Source organism: Corynebacterium hylobatis (assembly GCF_003955685.1).
Classification (GTDB): Bacteria; Actinomycetota; Actinomycetes; order Mycobacteriales; family Mycobacteriaceae; genus Corynebacterium; species Corynebacterium hylobatis.
The window spans coordinates 83999-101247 of record NZ_RXHJ01000011.1; the positions used below are offsets into that span (position 1 = coordinate 83999).

Here is a 17249-nt window from a genome sequence, read left to right on the forward strand (position 1 = left end):
TCACTCAGGCTCGACGGTGTTGTCCTCCCCGTCGATGACGAGGCCGTACCGGCGCAGCCGCGCGCGGTCGGCCGCGGAGGAGGAGGCGGTCAGCTGCAGCAGCTCGGCGTAGATACCGCCCGAGGCGGCCAGTTCGTCGGGGGAGCCGATCTCGTCGACGACTCCCTCCCGCAGGGTGATGATCTTATCGACGCCCGCGATCGTCGACAGCCGGTGCGCGATGATCACCGTCGTACGGTTCTTCATCAGCTCATCCAGGCCCGCCTGGACGGCGCGCTCGGAACGGGTGTCGAGGGCGGAGGTGGCTTCGTCGAGAAGCAGGACGGGCGCGTCCTTGAGCATGGCGCGTGCCACCGCGACGCGCTGCTTCTGTCCACCCGACAGACGCAGGCCGCGCTCGCCGATGACGGTGTCATAACCCTTGGGGAAGCGCTCGATGAAATCGTGGGCGTTGGCGCGGCGGGCGACCTCGCGGATCTCCTCGTCGGTGGCGCCGGGGCGGCCGTAGGCGATGTTCTCCGCGATCGTGCCGGAGAACAGCGAGGCCTCCTGGAAGACCACACCCACGCTCGCCCGCAGCTCGGCCGCCGAGAGGTCCGTGATGTCGCGACCGCAGACCCGCAGGTGACCCTCATCGATGGGGTAGAGGCCCAGCAGCAGGTTGACCAGCGTGGACTTGCCACCACCGGATTCGCCCACGAGCGCGATGGTCTCACCCCTCGACACGTCGAAGTCCACGTCCCGGATCACCGGCTCGCCGGGCAGATAGGAGAAGGTGACGCGGTCGAAGTCGATGACCGGCAGGCCCGCCACAGGTGTCAGCGGCTGGACCGGGGTGACGTCGAGCTGCGGCACCCCGGAGGCCTGCGTCGCGGCGATCAGCTGGGCGTTGGCCGTGGGCTCGAACTCCTCCTCCATGACCTTGAAATAGTCCCTCGAACCTGCGATGGCGCGCTGGGCGGCGTCCACGATCCAGCTCATCATGAACACCGGCTGCTTGGCCATGTTCACCAGCTGGATGAGCATGACCATGTCACCCAGGGAGAAGAAACCGTTGAGGGTGCGGAAGAACAGCAGCAGGTAGATGGCGAAGAAGATGAGGTTGAGTGCCGCACCACGGGCGGTGTCCATGGTGTGCCACCAGCGGGACTGCGGGCGGGTGATGTCCACCGTCCTGCCGTAGCGGGAACCGAAGTCGTCGAGCTCACGCACCTCGGAGACGAAGGACTTGACCACCTTCACCTGGCCGATGACCTCCGCGAAACGGCCGTTGGCCAGGTCAATCTGCTCGTTCTTCTGCCCCTCGAGCTTCTGCCAGCGTTTCGACGTCAGCGTGGTCAGCCACATGTAGATGGGGAAGAGCAGCGCCAGCAGGATTGTCAGCGGCCAGTAGTACCAGGTGGTGATCACCAGTACCGCCGCCACCTGGATGAGCATGGGGAAGAAGCTGTTGGAGAAGGACTGCAGGAACTGCGTGATCGACGTGATCGACCGGTCCAGCCGCGCGATGACCGTGCCGGTGACCTGGTTGTCGAAGTACCGCTGCGGCAACGCCAGCAGCTTCGCGTAGTAGCGGGTGGACAGGATCTGCCGCATCCGCATGGCCATGACGTCACCGATGTAGCCGCCGACGTTCGTCATCGCTGTGTTCGCCAGATCAGCCAGCAGCAGGCCGAGGGCCAGCACCAGCAGGGTGGTGGTCACCTCTGCGACGGTGGTTTCCCCGCGCAGGGTGGACACGATCGTGTCGGTGGCCTCCCGCAGGATGAACGGCGACACCAGACCCAGGGCGGCCGCCACCGTGGAGACGAGAACCACCCCCAGATAGAACGGCCACAGGGCGGAGGCACTCCGGAGGATGCGGGCGAGAGAATTCAACGTGTAGGGCTTTCCATGGTTCTCGCGGTACCCGGCCGAAGTTTCGGCCGGCCGCGGTGAAATTAAATTACGGTGTTGTCACCGGAACTGCCCGCCCAGGCTCAGGCGCTGGTTAGACTATGGGACAGTCCGGGACTTCTCCCTGGACATTCTAGGCCGGACAGGAAACGGAGGGACCGTGGGACGATACCGCTTCGGCGTCAGCGCCGCTGCGATTCTCACCACCGCACTGCTGCTCACAGCCTGCGGTGGCAACGGTGATGGAACGGGCTCGGAGGAGTCCATCGAGGTCACTACCTCTCAGACCCCGGTCGCCCAGGCGGTCGAGGTGGAACCGAAGGTCGCCGAAACCCTGCGCGGCACCACCACCGACCCCGGCCTCAACGTCGAGTGGACCTACCAGGGCACCCGTTCCGGCCAGTACAGCGGCAGCGTGGTCACCTTCCTGGTGCGCAACCTCAACGACGAACCCGTCCCACCCGAGTCCATCCCCGACCCGAAGTTGCAGTACAACTCCGGCGGCGGCACCATGACCGACGCCACCCCCCTCAGCAACTCGGACACCGAGCTGAACCTCGGCCTCGATCTGCCGCTGGGTGCCGGCGCATCCACCAACATCCAGTACGCCTTCGAGGTCAGCCCCGGCAACCTCTGGGACGCGGAACTGCAGGTGGGCAACGTGATCTTCGAGGGTAACCTCAGCTACTAGGGTTCGGCCGGAAAGAATTTTCAGGGACCCGGGAACCGGCGGGCGGTTTCCGGAGTCTAAGTGTGTCGGGTGCGGAAAACCTCCGCACCCTCCACCACCACACAAGGGGACCCCATGCCCGCCCGCCGACTCCTGCCTCTCATCCTGACGGCGTTGATACTCACCGCCTGCTCACCGGACGACACGCCTATCGACGCCCCGTCCTCGCCACCCGCGAGCCCCACGACCGTCGAACCCGTCGCCCAACCCATCGAGCTCGGAGACTTCGACCCCGAGGGCGACTTCGAGGTGTTCAACCCGTGCACCGAGATCCCGGCAGAAGTTCGCGCGGCAGCGGGGTTGGGGGAACCTGTCGGTGAACCCTTCAGCGATGCAGGAAAATCGGAGAGCTGCTCTTTCAATTCTCTTGATCCTTCGCAGCAAGGGTTCTTCGCGTTGGCGGGTGACAAGGTGCCGAAGAGCCGAATTGAAGAGCGAGGCATGCTGCTTGCTCCTACCACCGAAGCCACTGTTCCCGGCATATATCTTCACCACATGGGATCGGGGGTGCCGGATGAATGCAGTGCTGCTCTACACACCACTCGTGGACGCTTTGTAGTCCACTACATGGAAACTCTTACGACGCAGAGCCGCGATGATCTTTGTTCGTTGGCCGTTCAGAAACTGGAAGACATCCATCAACTCTTGGGGGAAGACAATGGAGATTCTCATTGATCATGACTCGATTCTCGGGGGAGTCGACAAACTTAAATCGATTGGCGCAGATGCTCGTAACTCTGTTTTTGAAGCGGGTATGGCAAGTCTGAACGGAAGTTTCTCCGGCGTGTCCGGCCTGGACCAGCTCGGAGGCGCCCACGGCGGAGTCATCAACGGTGGCGCGGGTTCAGCGATCACGGTGCTGCAGTCCTATGCCGAACAGGTCGAGTGGCTTAGCGGCGCGCTGGCCGCCAGCTATGAGGCGTTGACCGGGCAGAATGCCTTCGTCGCGAGGGGCATGGACATCGCGGATGAGGGCGGCACCGTCGGTGCCGACGGTGTTAGCTTCCCGAGCAGACCGCAGCCCCGCTTTGAGAACTTCAGCTTCACCCCGCCGATGGTCCTGCCGGCGCTGTCGATTGAGCAGCTGGCGGCGGATTTCTCGTCCACCAGGATCGCGGAGTGTGTGGCGGCCTCGCAGCTGTGGCATGCGCTGTCGGGGGAGACGTCGTCAATCGCCCAGAGCCTGGATGCGGTGGCGCAGGAACTGTCGGGCAGCAACCGGGGTGAGGTGATTGAGGCGGCGATCGGCAAGATTGCGGAGGTTGCCCGGGCGGGTGATACCTTCGCGCAGAATTCGAAGACCATGGCGGCGTCGGTGGAGCGACTCTCGGCGATCAAACAGGACGGTGCGCTGCAGGTCAACTACGCGCGGATGGCACTGGGGGCGATTGCTGATCCGGTGCAGAAGACCGCTGCGGAGCAGGCTTTCCTTCAGTCTTTCCCGGCGACTTACATGCCCTCGGTGACCACGGGGATCCCGCCGATCCGCAACCTCATGGTGATGGACGGTGGCGCCGACGGTGGTGGCCAGGTGGCCCTCGGGATGAATGAGGTGGCGGGCAAGGGCTCGAAGCACGACGCCACCGGAAACCGCCCGGCGGGTGGCACTCTCCAGGCACTGAACTCGGTGCAGCAGGCGATGGGCACCGGGGACTTCGGCACCGTCCAGTCCGGGGTCAATGATCTGGCCGGGGTCACTGGGGCTCCACTCGATCAGGTCGTGCAGGCCGGTGATATCGGCACGACTGCAGCTTCGACGGGTGCGCTGACGGCACCGCCGGGTGTCGGCACGCTGGGTGCCCCTTCCTTCGGTACGGGCGGCGGAACCAGTCTGGGTGCTGGCCCGGCCCTTGGTGGGCCGGTTCCGCTGGGTGGTGTCGGGAACCTGGCTGGGGGCGGGACCACGGCGGCTGGTGCCGGACGGATTCCATTGTCTGCACCGATCGGTGGCATGAGCCCGAATGGGATGTCGGGTCCGCTCGGCATCCTCGGCACGGCACAACCAGGGCGCCCCGGACTTCCCACTGGCAACATCGCAGGCAGTGGTGGTCGGGCGGGTGGCCCCATCGGCGGTGGTGGCCTCGTCGGGGGAGGAACAGGAGCGGGCGTCGCGGCGCGGCCACCGGCTGGTACCTCGACCGCGCACTCGGCGGTGGGTGGGGGAGGGGTGTCGAGAAGCAGTGGCCCGATGGGCCGCGGCATGATGCCCATGATGGGGGCACCGATGGCCGGGCAGGCGCAGTCCAAAGCCGCGAAGGTGAAGACCGTGACGTCGGTGGTGGAGAAGGATGACAACGCCGCGGCGCTGCTCGGCGAGCACCAGCCGGTGGTGCCAGGCGTGATCGGGGCGTGGGCCCGCGGGTGAGCCCGGGAAAGGGTTGAGGGGAGCAGCCGCCCCTCAACCCATGCTGGTGGACGTGGCCGGGAGAACTAGCGCTTGGCCACTCCGATCCAGCCGAAGTACTTCTTGAAGAGCGAGGCCTCTAGGGCGAAGACGCCTGCTGCCCCGAGAGTGATCGGCTTCCACCAGCTGATGTGGTGGACGTACCAGGTCTCGTTCAAGGTGTATTTGGATGCCGATGCTGTAGCGACACCCCAGGGATTACGCAGCACGACGTATCTGCGGTTGTTCCGGTAGGCCCAGCCCAGGACCGAGTAAGCGTGGGCGGCACACAGCGTCTCGTTCGAGTAGGTGATGTCGTCGGGAGCGTTGTCTGCCGAGTTGTACGTCCACGCGACCATCGGATGCACGGTTTTACCGCTCAGTGAGTTGCCGCGCACGAAATCATAAAGCCGGGTCGCCGAACTGCCTGCGGTATCCAGGGTCGTTCTGGAGTTTTCATGCGTGATATGACTCAGGATCGAGATGGGGTTGCGGAATGCAGTCGCGAGAATATTGGGTCGGTCGGTGGTGTTTCCGGTGATCCACTTGGCATAGGCCTTCTCGTAGACGGCCGGCCAGATCTCGTCGGGGTCGCTGGAGCGAGCGTAGATGATGTGTCCGTCGGCGGAAACCGGAACCTGCTCAGTGACCTGTATCGACTGAGCGGGAGTGAAGGGGAACCAAGAACGGCGGAAGCTGATCTGACAGATGAACTGTTCCTGAGCCGGTCCCGTCGGTCGGGTCTTATGGGCGATGAGGAAAGGCCGCGTCCACGCCACGCTGGCCAGAGCCGCTATCAAACCGCAGTTGGCGACAGCACCCTGGATGGGATCTGAGTAGTTGGCCGCTTTGTTGAAGAAATGGCCGACGTCCTCCCACCGGATGAGCTCAGGCTCCCACCCGTCTGTCTTGTCTTTGAGGCTTAAGATTGGAAGCACGACATCTGCCAGGTATTTCGGCCATTTCAGATTCGAGATCCTGCGGGGCACCACAGCCCCGAGATCAAGCTCGATTCGCAGTCGGCGTGCTGTGGTGCGTAGCACCTCATTTACCTGCAAACCCTGGGCTTGATACTTCTCCAGGAACTCCTGTAGATCCTCGATGGTGACGATGTCCCCCACCGGTGTTTCGACCCCTTCATCACTGTCAGTGAGGGTGATGGAATCAGCTTCTGCGGCCTCCAGTTTGTTGTCGGTGTTGAGCGCCAGACCTGGGTAGAGCGGAGAGCCGTATTTGGGGTCGAACAACTCGGTGTAGGGGGTCTCCAGAAGCTGCTCTAGCAGGGCTTCCGGTTTTTCCACGGCCTCCCAATCGATTTTTGAACCGTTGATGAGTTCGGCCAGAGCAAACGGGTTGACAACCCCTGCCGGGTCACCGACCTCGAATCCGGGGTGGTCTGGTGATACGGGGTCGTTGGCGTAGTCGTTTTCTGCCATGGTTATTCCCTTCGTGGTGCATGTTTGTTTTATTCAAAGGGCCGGAATATGGCGCAAGGTGTGCCTCGTTCTCAGACCCGAACGGGTGCGGGTGATTAGTGAGGGAAGCCAGTGCAATGAGTGACGTGCTTGAAGTGGCGACGGGGCGTAAAAGATGGCCATTGCGCGTGAATCAGGGAAGTGAAATGAGACGGTGCGGCTTGTTTATTGGGGATAAGTATCGCGGCTTGCCGTTTAGTTTTCAATGAAAAACTATGCGGGAATTCTGTTCGGTACCCAGCATTTACTTCCCTGAGACGGGGGAATGACGCCCAGCGTCTGGAAACAGCTGCTGAAGGAGCGGAGGGAAAAATGGGTAGGGTGGTGCCATGACTCATGACGTTGAACTGGTGGTTCTGGCCGACGAGCACGGGCAGGCCATCGGTACTGCGCCGAAGGCCACCATCCACACCGCGGACACCCCGCTGCACTTCGCCTTCTCCTGCTACCTGCTCGACGCTGACGGCAGGCTGCTGCTGACCCGCCGCGCGCTGTCGAAGAAGACCTGGCCGGGGGTGTGGACCAACAGCTTCTGCGGCCATCCCGGTCCGGATGAGAGCAACGAGGAGGCGATCGTGCGGCGCAGCATCGAGGAACTCGGTTTCGCTGAGGGTGCTGTCTCCGAAATCGTCGCGGTGCTGCCGGATTTCCGGTACCGGGCGGTGGATTCCAGCGGCATCGTGGAGAACGAGTTCTGCCCCGTCTACGTCGCCCGCCTGCAGCCCGGTGAGCAGCCGGACCCGGTCGAGGATGAGATCGATTCGCTGTCCTGGGCAGATGCTCAGTCGGTGATCGCGGCTGTCGACGCCACCCCCTTCGCCTTCAGCCCCTGGCTCGTGGAGGAACTCGCCGACCAGCGTCTGCGCGACGCGATCCTGGGGCGGTAGGGCGCGCCGGGGCCTGCAGAACCCCTACGCCCGATGGAAGGCCGACTGCTCCATCCTGTGGAGGTTGGCCATGAAGTCACCCCGGAACCACACCAGGAACTCCATGGGGTCGGATCCGGAGCCTTCGGGCGGGGTATCCAGGCCGGCGATCTCCGCGCAGACCTTATCCAGCACGAAGAGGCTGAAGGGCAGACTGGGGAGGGGTTCGCCGTAACCCTCGAAGATGGAGACGACGGCCTTCTCGCACCAGGCGTGATTGTCGCCGCAGGCCCAGAAGAGACCGCGGAAGACCGCGGCGAGGTCCTGGAGCGGGGAGCCGTGGCGGGCGCGTTCCTCGTGGGGGAGATGGAGGTCGCCGTCCCAACCGCCGATGACCCAGTGATCGTCATCGAGCCAGAGGCGCTCATAGTTGAGGTGGCCGTGAATGCGTTGGATGAGCATCTCACCGTTGAGATGGTGGTAGCAGTCGCGGATCCAGGTCTCATGCTGACGGAGCTCGGGGGCGCGGCTGAGGTAGGTGTCGAGGCGATCCTCCAGCTCCCGGCAGATCTCGGTGGCGGGGATCCATTCGTAGGGGAAGGCCATGAGCAGGGAGTCGTGGATGTAGCGGATGGTCTGGCCGAGGAGGACCTTGTGTGTGTGGGAGAAGTACTGGGCCTCGACGTGGGTGCGGGTCATCTCGTAGGCGTTGGGGACGCACGGCAGGCGGTGGATGGTGCCGAGGATGCAGTCGTACCACTGGATCTTCGTCCCCAGGGTGCTCACGAGCTCGGGGGAGTGGCGGCCGATGAGGGTGGAGAGTGACTCCTGTTCGGCGGTGCTGACCGGCCACACCCGCCGAAACAGGGTCACGGCGTAGCATTCGGTGTCCACGGCGTCGGCGAGGATGAGGGTGATGGCGTGGGGTCTGTGTTCCTCGGCACGCAGTTCCAGGCCTCCGGGCAGGGGGCTGGTGAGCGTGCCGGCGCCCATCGTCTTCCCACCCGCCATGATCCCCGAGCAGACGTCCGCGAGACTGTCCAGGGGGCGTTCCCCGGTGTCGTCGAGGAAGAGCTGGCGGAAGGAGGCGCTCTCCGGTTCGTCGCTGGCCTGGAGGACGTGAACCCCGCCCGGGATGGGGACGGACGCCATCGTCGACAGATCCGAAGGTGGTGCTCCTCCGTGTGTCCCCATGAGCAGGCCTTTCTTCAGTCGGGGAGAAAGGCCTCCCGGACCATCCGCAGCGTGTCTGATTCCGATGATACGTCACTAGTTGCAGTGTTTAGTATTCTGCACCACCTTCCCGTGGATGCCTCATAACTGCGCCATCCGGGGGTGGTTCCGCGGACGAAATCCACAAAAAGGGAGCGTATTGCCGCCGTTTTCTCCCCCTCCTCCAAACCGAAGAGCAGGGGGATTTCCTCGCAGTGCACAGCGGGGCGGGAATCAGCGACGAACTCCGCCAGCCACACCGGCCCCGGGGCCTCTTCGGCGGCCTGGGCGACCCAGCGGCGGTTGGCGGCATCACCGATGAGCCGGCCCATGGGGCGTGCCGGGTCGAGGGTCTGCGCCTCCCGCAGATATTCGGCGACGGAGCCGCGCACACCCATGCGCCGCGCCAGCAGCCGGACCATGGTGGGGCCCAGGCCGCGGGCATCGACCTTCTGGCCGATGGGCATGTCGTAGTGCTCATCGCGGGTGGAGGTGAGCAGGATGGGGATGTCGGCGAGTTCGGCACCGTCGAAATCCGTGGGGCCGAGCGCCATGTCCAGACCCTGGATGGTGCGGAAACGGTCGTAGGCACGGCGCAGGAGTTCGGGTTTCTCCTCGGCCAGGCGCGTCAGGGAGGCACGCGTGACGGGTTTGCCCAGGGCCAGCCGCAGGGATCCCTTGCGCTTCTCGAAGCTCTCGCGGGGAAAACACGGCGACATGGCGAGCACGCGTCGGAAAGCACCGCGGTAGTGGTCCCGGCGCGCCAACCACAGGGCGACGGTCGCGCCGGCGGACTGGCCGACGAGGGTGATGTTGGTGGGATCCCCGCCGAAGGACTCGATGTTGCGCTGCACCCACTCCAGGCCGAGCTGGCAGTCGTGGATGCCGCGGAAATGACCCGGTTCGTCGTCGTGGAAGCGGGCGAAACCCTCGAGTTTCACGCGGTAGCCGAGGTGGACGGTGATGATGCCGTCGCGGGCGTTGGGGGCGCCGTCGGCCCGGCGGTCGCCGTGGGTGCCGTGCTCGAAACGCCCGCCGTGGATGTAGACCACCACCGGCAGGTCATCGAGCGTCTTCGCGCCCGCCGGGGTGACCACCGAAAGGGCGGTGTCGCGGGGGTGGTGGACGGTGGCGTCGATAAGCGCGCGTTGTTCGCGGGGGATGCGCTCGGCGTTCTCGAAAGGTCCGGGGATGACGGAGTAGGGGACCGAATGGAAACGCAGGATTTCCCCGTCGGTCAGGCCGGTGATTTTGCCCGCGGGGGAGGTGACGGTCACACGCTCGTGGTCAGACATGGCGCTTACGCTACCAAGCTGCGGGCTAGTGCTCCGTCCTGCAGGGCGGGAGTGACCGCCCACACGGAAGAGACCCCAAAGCCTGGGTGTGCCCTGGATGGAACGGTCCTGCTGTTCGATGTACTGTGCAGGATCGATAGCCGAGCCACCACCAACCAACGGTAGGCTGTGGGTGTGCAGCTCCGGTACAATTTCCGGCTCTACCCGACACCCGGCCAGCAGACCACGCTGGCTGAGGCATTCGGTTGCGCGCGTGTCGTGTACAACGATGCACTTGCCGCCCGGATGGAAGCATTCCAGAAGGGCGAACGCCTCACCGACGCCGAACTATCGAAGCGACTCACCGCCGCCAAGTCGACCCCGGAACGGGCGTGGCTGCGTGAGGTGTCCTCGGTCGTGCTGCAGCAGGCGCTCGCCGACCTGAACACCGCCTACCGGAATTTCTTCGCCTCGGTCACAGGCAAGCGCAAGGGTCCGCGGATCGGCCTGCCTCGTTTTCGGTCTCGGCGGGATACGCGGCAGGCGATCCGGTTCACGAAGAACGCCCGGTTCGCGATCACGACGGGCCGTAAGTTGCGCCTGCCGAAGATCGGCGACGTGAAGGTCGCATGGTCGCGGGAGCTGCCGTCGGATCCGTCGTCGGTGACGGTGATCAAGGATGCGGCGGGCAGGTACTTCGCGTCGTTTGTCGTGCAGATTGACGATGAGCCGTTGCCGCCTGTCGCATCCGAGGTGGGTATCGATCTGGGGTTGACCACGTTCGCTGTCATGTCGAACGGGAAGACGATCGACTCCCCACGTTTTCTACGCCAGGCCGAGCGCCGGTTACGCAAGGCGCAACAAGCACTGTCGCGGAAGGAGAAGGGGTCGAGGAATCGGGCGAAGGCCCGACAGAAAGTCGCTCGCTTGCACGCGCAGGTGGCGGACACACGCCGGGACTGGGCGCATAAGCACACGACACGGATCATTCGTGAGAACCAAGCGATATTCGTGGAGGACTTGTGTGTGACAGGTCTCGGTCGGACCCGCCTGGCGAAGTCGGTTCATGATGCGGGTTGGGGCCAGTTTGTGACCATGCTGGAGGAGAAGGCCCACCGGTATGGGCGGATCTTTGGCAAGGTTGATCGTTGGTTTCCGTCCACCCGCATGTGCTCGCAGTGTGGTGTGGTCGGGGACAAGAAGCCCCTGCATGTCCGGGAGTGGACGTGCGGGTGCGGGGCTACTCACGACCGTGATGTGAATGCGGCGATCAACATACTCACGGCCGGACGGGCCGGGAGTCTAACTGCCTGCGGAGGGACTGTCAGTCCCTCCGTTTAGCGGAGGGCAGGTCCCGTGGAAACAGGAACCCACCGGAGCGGTACATCGTGCCGCAGGAGGGATCCCGGTCATGCATGACCGGGAGGACGTCAATACCATCGGGGGACATGACCTCTAACCCGTTGCTTGCCCCCTCGACCCTGCCGTACCAGCTGCCGGACTTCGCCAACATCCGTCTGGAGCACGCCGTCGAGGCATTCGAACCCGCCCTGGCCGAACAGCGCGCCGAGATCACCGCCATCACGGCCAACCCGGAGGCAGCCTCCTGGGAGAACACCGTCGAGGCGCTGGAGGCCTCCGGCGCCATGCTCGACCGCGTCACCGCCTGGCTGTTCAACCTGCAGGGCACCGACTCCACCGACGAGCTGGACGCCGAGATCTCGCGGATGGTGCCGCTGCTCTCCGCCCACTCGGATGCCATCTACCAGGACGAGGCGCTGTATGAGCGGCTGCGCGCGGTGGAGCCGCCCGCTGATCCGGAGGCACAGCGCCTGCACGAGCTGCTGCTGCGCCGGTTCACCCGCCGCGGTGCCGACCTGGACACCGCGGGCAAGGCCCGTCTCGCGGAGATCAACCAGCGCCTGAGTTCCCTGTCCGAGTCCTTCGGCCGCCAGCTGCTGGCCGACACCCGCGAACTCGCCGTGCTTTTCGACGACCCCGCCCCCCTGGCCGGACTCTCCGAGTCCCGCATCGCCTCCGCGAAGGCCGCCGCCGAGGAGGCCGGCAAGGAGGGCTGGCTGATCCCCATCGAGCTGCCGACCGTGCAGTCCGACCAGCTGGTGCTCTCTTCACCTGAGGCGCGTGCCGCCCTGTACGAGGCGTCCCAGCGCCGCGGCCTGGACAACAACCGCGAGAACCTCCTCGAGCAGGTCCGCCTGCGTGCCGAGCGCGCCCAGCTCCTCGGCTTTGACACCCACGCCGACTACGTCATCGCCGAGGAGACCGCCGGCACCGCCGACGCCGCCCGCCAGCTGCTCTTCGACCTCGCCCCCGCGGCCGCCGCCAACGCCGATGCCGAGCGCAAGCTCGCCGGTGAACTCGCCGGGGCTGATCTCGGCGGCGCGGACTGGCCCTACTGGCAGGCCAAGGTCCGTGAGCGCGACTTCTCCCTCGACGAAGAGGAGCTGTCGAAGTACTTCCCGCTGGACCGCGTGCTTGCCGACGGCGTCTTCCACGCCGCCACCGTCCTCTACGGCATCCAGGTCGTGCCCCGCGCGGACCTGGCCGGCTACTCCGAGGGGGTCTCCGTGTGGGAGGTTCTCGAGGCCGACGGCACCGGCCTGGGCCTGCTGCTCACCGACTACCGGGCGCGGCCCGCCAAGCGCGGCGGCGCCTGGATGAGCTCCTTTGTCCGCCAGTCCGGACTGCTGGGCACCCGCCCCGTCGTGGTCAACGTCATGGGCATCACCCACCCCGTCGACGGCTCCCAGCCGCTGCTGACCATCGACCAGGTCACCACCGTCTTCCACGAATTCGGCCACGCCCTGCACGGCCTGCTCTCCGACGTGCGCTACCCCACGCTCGCGGGCACCAACGTCCCCCGCGACTGGGTCGAGTTCCCCTCCCAGATCAACGAGAACTGGGCGTTTGAGCCCGACATCGTGCGCAACTACGCCCGCCACGTCGACACCGGCGAGGTCATCCCGCAGGAGCTTCTCGACGCCATCGTCGCCTCCCGCCAGTTCGGCCAGGGCTTCGCCACCTCCGAATATCTCGCCGCCGCCATCATCGACCTGGCCTGGCATTCGCTGACCCCCGCGCAGGCGGCCGCGGTTTCGGACATTGAAGAGTTCGAACAGCAGGCGCTTGAGGAGGCCGGCCTCATCGTCGACGAACTCTCCCCCCGTTACCGCTCCACCTACTTCAACCACATCTTCGGCGGCGGTTACTCCGCCGGCTACTACTCCTACCTCTGGGCCGAGGCCCTCGACGCCGACGGCTTCGACTGGTTCCGGGAGGCCGGCGACCTGCGCGAGGCCGGCCAGGAATTCCGTGAGCACATCCTCTCCCGCGGCGCCTCCGTCGACTACACGGACGCCTTCCGTGCGTTACGTGGCCGCGACAAGGACGTCACCCCGCTGCTCAACCGCCGCGGACTGGCCGGTGTGTCCCTGGGGTAGATTGAACCGGCATGGAGGCCATCAACCAGTTCGTGCTCACCGCGCCCCTGTGGCTCCAGGTGCCGCTGGTGATGGTCCTCGCCGTCCCCCTGGCCACCGTCGCCGCCGTCGCCCTGGTCCGGGTGGTGGACACCGTCTCCCTCGCCGGTGAGCGTGCCTGGCAGGCCGCCACCGGGCCCGACCGTGTGGGCGACTAAGCTGGCCTGCTGAAGCCAGAAAAACCCCGCCCGAACCAGGAGAGTGCTCCCACCATGGCCAACCCCGAGGACCTGCGCAAGCAGGATCAGAAACTGCCCAAGGCCAAGCGTAACTACCCGCAGTCCCGGGTCACCCAGTCCCTGTGGGTCCTGCTCGGCATCGTCCTCATCGCCTGGCTGATCACGCTGATCTAGGCGAGGCGGCTGAACCCCGCGAGGACAAACCCCGCGACGAATAACCTGCGAGGTCTCCTGGAAGGCGGGACAAACCCCGCGAGCAACTCGAAAATGGGGCCCTCGCGGGGTTTGTCCTCACAGAGTTTGGGCCGTTAGTCGAGCTTGCCTTGCCCGGCAACCGGACAACGCCAGTGCCTGTGGAAAAACCGCGTTATCCACAGATCTCCAAGACCAGGTCATCGCGTCGATGGCAGGGATCCGTCCCCTGCCGGACACTGACCCCATGGAGAACTGGCCCAGGAAATTCGGACTTGTTGAGCGCAGGAAGAAGACGCAGGCGGACCAGGAATTCTGGCGGAATCAGGATCGCTACTACCGCGTGACCTCGGAGATTCTCGTCGCGAAGCAGAGTTATGACGGTCTGCTGACCTGGGAACGCCGGACCGCAGTGGCTGCGGCGGTGGGACTGACCGTCGATCGGGCGGTTGTCGCCGGCAGGGCGGCCGCCAGATTGTGGGGGATCGACGTACTCAGTGAGGACAGGACCGTGGAACTTCTGCACACCGACGGAAAACAGGCCGGATCCAGACGTACCTGGCCTCCCAACGTGCTCTACCGACGCGGCAACCTCCACGCGGCCGAGGTCTATGAGGAACACGGAATGCGCGTCACCACCATCCCCCGCACCCTCCGCGAGATTGCGGCCAGGCATGGGGTGCTGGAAGGGCTGGTGTCCATCGACAGTGCCCGGACCAAATGGCCTGAGCTGACCCGCGAGACTCTGACGGAGAAGCTGCTTGAGGGGGTGCGATTCGCCGGGAAAGCCAGGGTGCGTGAGGCCATTGAGCTCTCCGAACCCAACTCCGGGAGCCCACTCGAGACGAAGGCGCGGTATCTGATCAGGAAAGCCGACCTCCCCGGCATCGAGACAGTCGAGATCCAGGCCCGGATCGATACCGGGCCGGATGAGTATTTTCTGGTCGACATCCTCATCAACGGTTGGCTGGTCATTGAACTGGACGGCAGGTTCAAGCTGGACGGGACGACCTTCGGTAGCACTGATGCGGTGCTCCGTGGTGAGCGCGCCCGGGAGGTGGCGATCCAGAACACCGGAAAAATGGTCATCCGTTCGGGCTGGGAGCATCTTGAGACCAGCGAGGACGGCCAGATTCCGCTGCTGGTGCGTATCGAAGCCGCTCTGCGCTCCCATCCTGTCCAAACCCCGCGAGGACAAACCATGCGAACAGTCGATAAAACGGCCTGAACCCCGCAAGGACCCGCCGATGGGGATTCCTCACGGGGTTCTGATCGCGGGGTTTGCGGAACCGGCGGGCCCGCCGCCGTCACCTGCGGCGCGAGGCCTCCGCGATGCGGCTGAAGAGTGCGACGTCGGCAAGCTCCTCGATGAGCACCGGATTGCCCTCGCTGTCACAGAGGGGGATGCACCAGTTGGGGTACTGGTCGCGGGTGGTGCCGGGCTGGTTCTGGGCGCGCATGTCGCCGACCATGTCGACAAGCGAGATGCAGCTCAGGGCCGAGGGGGTGCCGGCGATGAAACGGTGGATGCCCTCCAGGAGGACGTCCAGGTCGCCGCGTTCGTCACGCTCGAGGCCCTCGAAGTCGGTCTCGGCGAGTTCGGTGCCGCCGAAGCAGCCGGTCTCACGGATGCGGTTGAGCACCTCGGCCTGCCACGCCAGGTCATTGGCGTCCTCCTCGGCGGCATCCGTGGTGAACAGGCCGAGACGGTCACGCAGCGTGATGTGCTCACCGGCGAGGAAACCGGCGGTGGGCGGCAGGTCGTGGGTGGTCACGGAGCTCAGGGCCAGCTCGCGGTACTCGTCCTGCAGGCGCGGTCCCTCGACGGTGGGGGAGCCCTCGAACCACAGGATGGAGGTGCCCATGACGCCCTTTTCCGCCAGCACATCCTGGACCCAGGACTCGAAGGTGCCCAGGTCCTCGCCGACGACGACGGCACCGGCGCGCTCGGCCTCCAGCGCGAGGATGCCGACGAGCGCCTCGTGGTCGAAACGCAGGTAGGTGCCGGTGCTGGGGTGCTGCATGCGCGGCATGACGAACAGCCGGAACAGGCCGAGGATGTGGTCGACGCGGATGCCACCGGAGTGGCGCAGCACGGTGGTCAGCAGGTTACGCCAGGGGCGGTAGCCGTCCTCGGCCAGGCGCACGGGGTGCCACGGGGGCTGGGACCAGTCCTGGCCCTGCTGGTTGTAGCCGTCCGGCGGGGCACCGACGGAGACGTCGGGGGCGAGCCAGGGCTCGAGGTTCCGGGAATCGGCACCACCGGGGTGCACGCCGACGGCCAGGTCGGCCATGATGCCGATCTTCATGCCGGCGGCCGTGGCGCGGGCCTGGGCGGCGGCGAGCTGTTCGTCGCAGAGGAACTGCAGCCACATGTAGAAGTTGATCATCTCGGACATGGGCGGCACGACCGCATGCGCGCGGGGGGTGTGGATGAGTTCCACCTCGCGCTGGGCGCACCAGGTGGCGAAGTCGATCAGGCCCTGGCCCTCGCGCTCGATGTAGGCGCGGAACTCGGTCTCGCGTTCGGGGGTGCGGCCGCGGCTGTGCATCTCGTGGAGAACGTCGAGTTTGGCCTGGTAGATGGGGTTGCGTTCGATGATTTCGCCGAGGGTGTTCAGCTCGGCGAATTCGCGGCCCAGCTCCACCACACGCGCGCGGGTCTCCTCGTCCAGCTGTGCCATCTCGGGGATGTCCTCGATGCGCAGGTAGATGGGGTTGATGAAGCGGCGGGTGGTGGGCAGGTACGGGGAGTCCTCGGCGGGCGGGAAGGGCTCGGCGGCGTGCATGGGGTTGACCAGGAGGAAGTCGGCGCCGGCCTCCTTCGCCAGGGTCTCCGCGAGCAGACCCATGTCGTGGAAGTCACCGATGCCCCAGGAATCCTTCGAACGCACGGAGTACATCTGGGCCATGACACCGGTGGCGGGTTCGTTGATGTAGACGTCGGTCGTCGATAAGCGCGCCGGGGTGATGATGAGCGCGCATTCGTGGCGGGCCGCCCCGGAGACCAGCTCAATGGTGTGCCAGCCCAGCGGCAGGTCGGCGGGGATGCGGAAGGTGGCCTCACCCCAGTCCTGGTCGTCGACGGTGACCGGCGGTGTCCAGTTCTCCTCCTGGCTCACCTCGCGGACGGTGCCGTCCTCGCAGATGATGCGCACTTCCGCGGGCGCACCGTGGTGCACGTGGACGTTGAAGGTGGGGGTGTCGCCGGTAACGGCCACGACACTCGGCGGCAGGGGGCGGGTGGCCTCGGCCTGGCGGTGCGCGGCGAGCACGGCGTGGAGCTCGTCGGGTTCGGGGGTGTCGGAAAGCACGACACCGAGGGCCCGCAGCGTTTTCAGCAGGGTGTCCCCGGTGACGGTGATCTCCGCACCGTCGCTGGCGGTGTAGCGCGTGGCGACGCCGTGCGCGTCCGCGAGTTCTCTCAGCACGTCCTGGATAGTCACACCGGTCATCCTGCCACCTCGCGCGGAAGCAGGCACCCTGTCTGTCCCCCATGGTGGGGTTCCAGGGGTAGCGTTGTGAGGAGAACAACAGTGATC

The 17249-nt window shown here is 65.5% G+C and carries 14 protein-coding genes; 9 read left to right on the forward strand and 5 right to left on the reverse strand.

The window, feature by feature from the left end:
• A complete protein-coding gene (locus EAH68_RS09685) occupies positions 1–1878 on the reverse strand; it encodes an ABC transporter ATP-binding protein (RefSeq protein WP_126121128.1) in 1878 nt (625 codons plus the stop codon).
• A 178-nt stretch (positions 1879–2056) separates the two neighbouring features.
• Between EAH68_RS09685 and EAH68_RS09690 the strand changes: the two genes are divergently transcribed.
• The 3 genes from EAH68_RS09690 (at position 2057) to EAH68_RS09700 (ending at position 4991) form a co-directional block, all read left to right on the forward strand.
• Positions 2057–2587 (forward strand): hypothetical protein, encoded by a 531-nt coding sequence (locus EAH68_RS09690; protein ID WP_126121129.1) that lies wholly within the window; start codon positions 2057–2059, stop codon positions 2585–2587.
• A gap of 114 nt (positions 2588–2701) precedes the next feature.
• Positions 2702–3301, forward strand: coding sequence for a DUF3558 domain-containing protein (locus EAH68_RS09695; protein WP_126121130.1), 600 nt, complete (start codon positions 2702–2704; stop codon positions 3299–3301).
• Between the two features lie 79 nt (positions 3302–3380).
• On the forward strand, positions 3381–4991 hold the full coding sequence (locus EAH68_RS09700) for a hypothetical protein (protein ID WP_126121131.1): 1611 nt from the start codon (positions 3381–3383) through the stop codon (positions 4989–4991).
• Positions 4992–5056: 65 nt separating this feature from the next.
• Here the strand turns inward: EAH68_RS09700 and EAH68_RS09705 are convergent, their stop codons facing one another.
• Positions 5057–6445 carry a C2 family cysteine protease gene (locus EAH68_RS09705; protein ID WP_126121132.1) on the reverse strand — a complete coding sequence of 463 codons (1389 nt, stop codon included), beginning with the start codon at positions 6443–6445 and terminating at the stop codon, positions 5057–5059.
• Positions 6446–6813: 368 nt separating this feature from the next.
• Between EAH68_RS09705 and idi the strand changes: the two genes are divergently transcribed.
• On the forward strand, positions 6814–7371 hold the full coding sequence (gene idi / locus EAH68_RS09710; RefSeq protein ID WP_126121133.1) for an isopentenyl-diphosphate Delta-isomerase: 558 nt from the start codon (positions 6814–6816) through the stop codon (positions 7369–7371).
• A 24-nt stretch (positions 7372–7395) separates the two neighbouring features.
• Here the strand turns inward: idi and EAH68_RS09715 are convergent, their stop codons facing one another.
• Positions 7396–8502, reverse strand: coding sequence for a hypothetical protein (locus tag EAH68_RS09715; protein WP_126121134.1), 1107 nt, complete (start codon positions 8500–8502; stop codon positions 7396–7398).
• Positions 8503–8558: 56 nt separating this feature from the next.
• On the reverse strand, positions 8559–9857 hold the full coding sequence (locus EAH68_RS09720) for a carboxylesterase family protein (RefSeq protein WP_126121135.1): 1299 nt from the start codon (positions 9855–9857) through the stop codon (positions 8559–8561).
• 174 nt (positions 9858–10031) lie between these two features.
• On the opposite strand from EAH68_RS09720, the gene EAH68_RS09725 reads away from it, so the two are divergent.
• From EAH68_RS09725 to EAH68_RS09745, 5 genes are all read left to right on the forward strand, one after another.
• Entirely contained in the window at positions 10032–11177 is a 1146-nt protein-coding gene (locus tag EAH68_RS09725) for an RNA-guided endonuclease InsQ/TnpB family protein (RefSeq protein ID WP_126121136.1), read from the forward strand.
• Between the two features lie 107 nt (positions 11178–11284).
• On the forward strand, positions 11285–13297 hold the full coding sequence (locus EAH68_RS09730) for a M3 family metallopeptidase (RefSeq protein ID WP_126121137.1): 2013 nt from the start codon (positions 11285–11287) through the stop codon (positions 13295–13297).
• A gap of 11 nt (positions 13298–13308) precedes the next feature.
• Positions 13309–13494, forward strand: a complete 186-nt coding sequence (locus EAH68_RS09735; protein ID WP_126121138.1) for a hypothetical protein — start codon at positions 13309–13311, stop codon at positions 13492–13494.
• Between the two features lie 54 nt (positions 13495–13548).
• Positions 13549–13689 (forward strand): hypothetical protein, encoded by a 141-nt coding sequence (locus EAH68_RS09740; protein ID WP_126121139.1) that lies wholly within the window; start codon positions 13549–13551, stop codon positions 13687–13689.
• A 229-nt stretch (positions 13690–13918) separates the two neighbouring features.
• A complete protein-coding gene (locus EAH68_RS09745; RefSeq protein ID WP_126121140.1) occupies positions 13919–14935 on the forward strand; it encodes a putative endonuclease domain-containing protein in 1017 nt (338 codons plus the stop codon).
• A gap of 79 nt (positions 14936–15014) precedes the next feature.
• On the opposite strand, the gene malQ is transcribed toward EAH68_RS09745, so the two are convergent.
• Entirely contained in the window at positions 15015–17153 is a 2139-nt protein-coding gene (gene malQ / locus EAH68_RS09750; protein WP_126121174.1) for a 4-alpha-glucanotransferase, read from the reverse strand.
• Positions 17154–17249 lie beyond the last annotated feature (96 nt).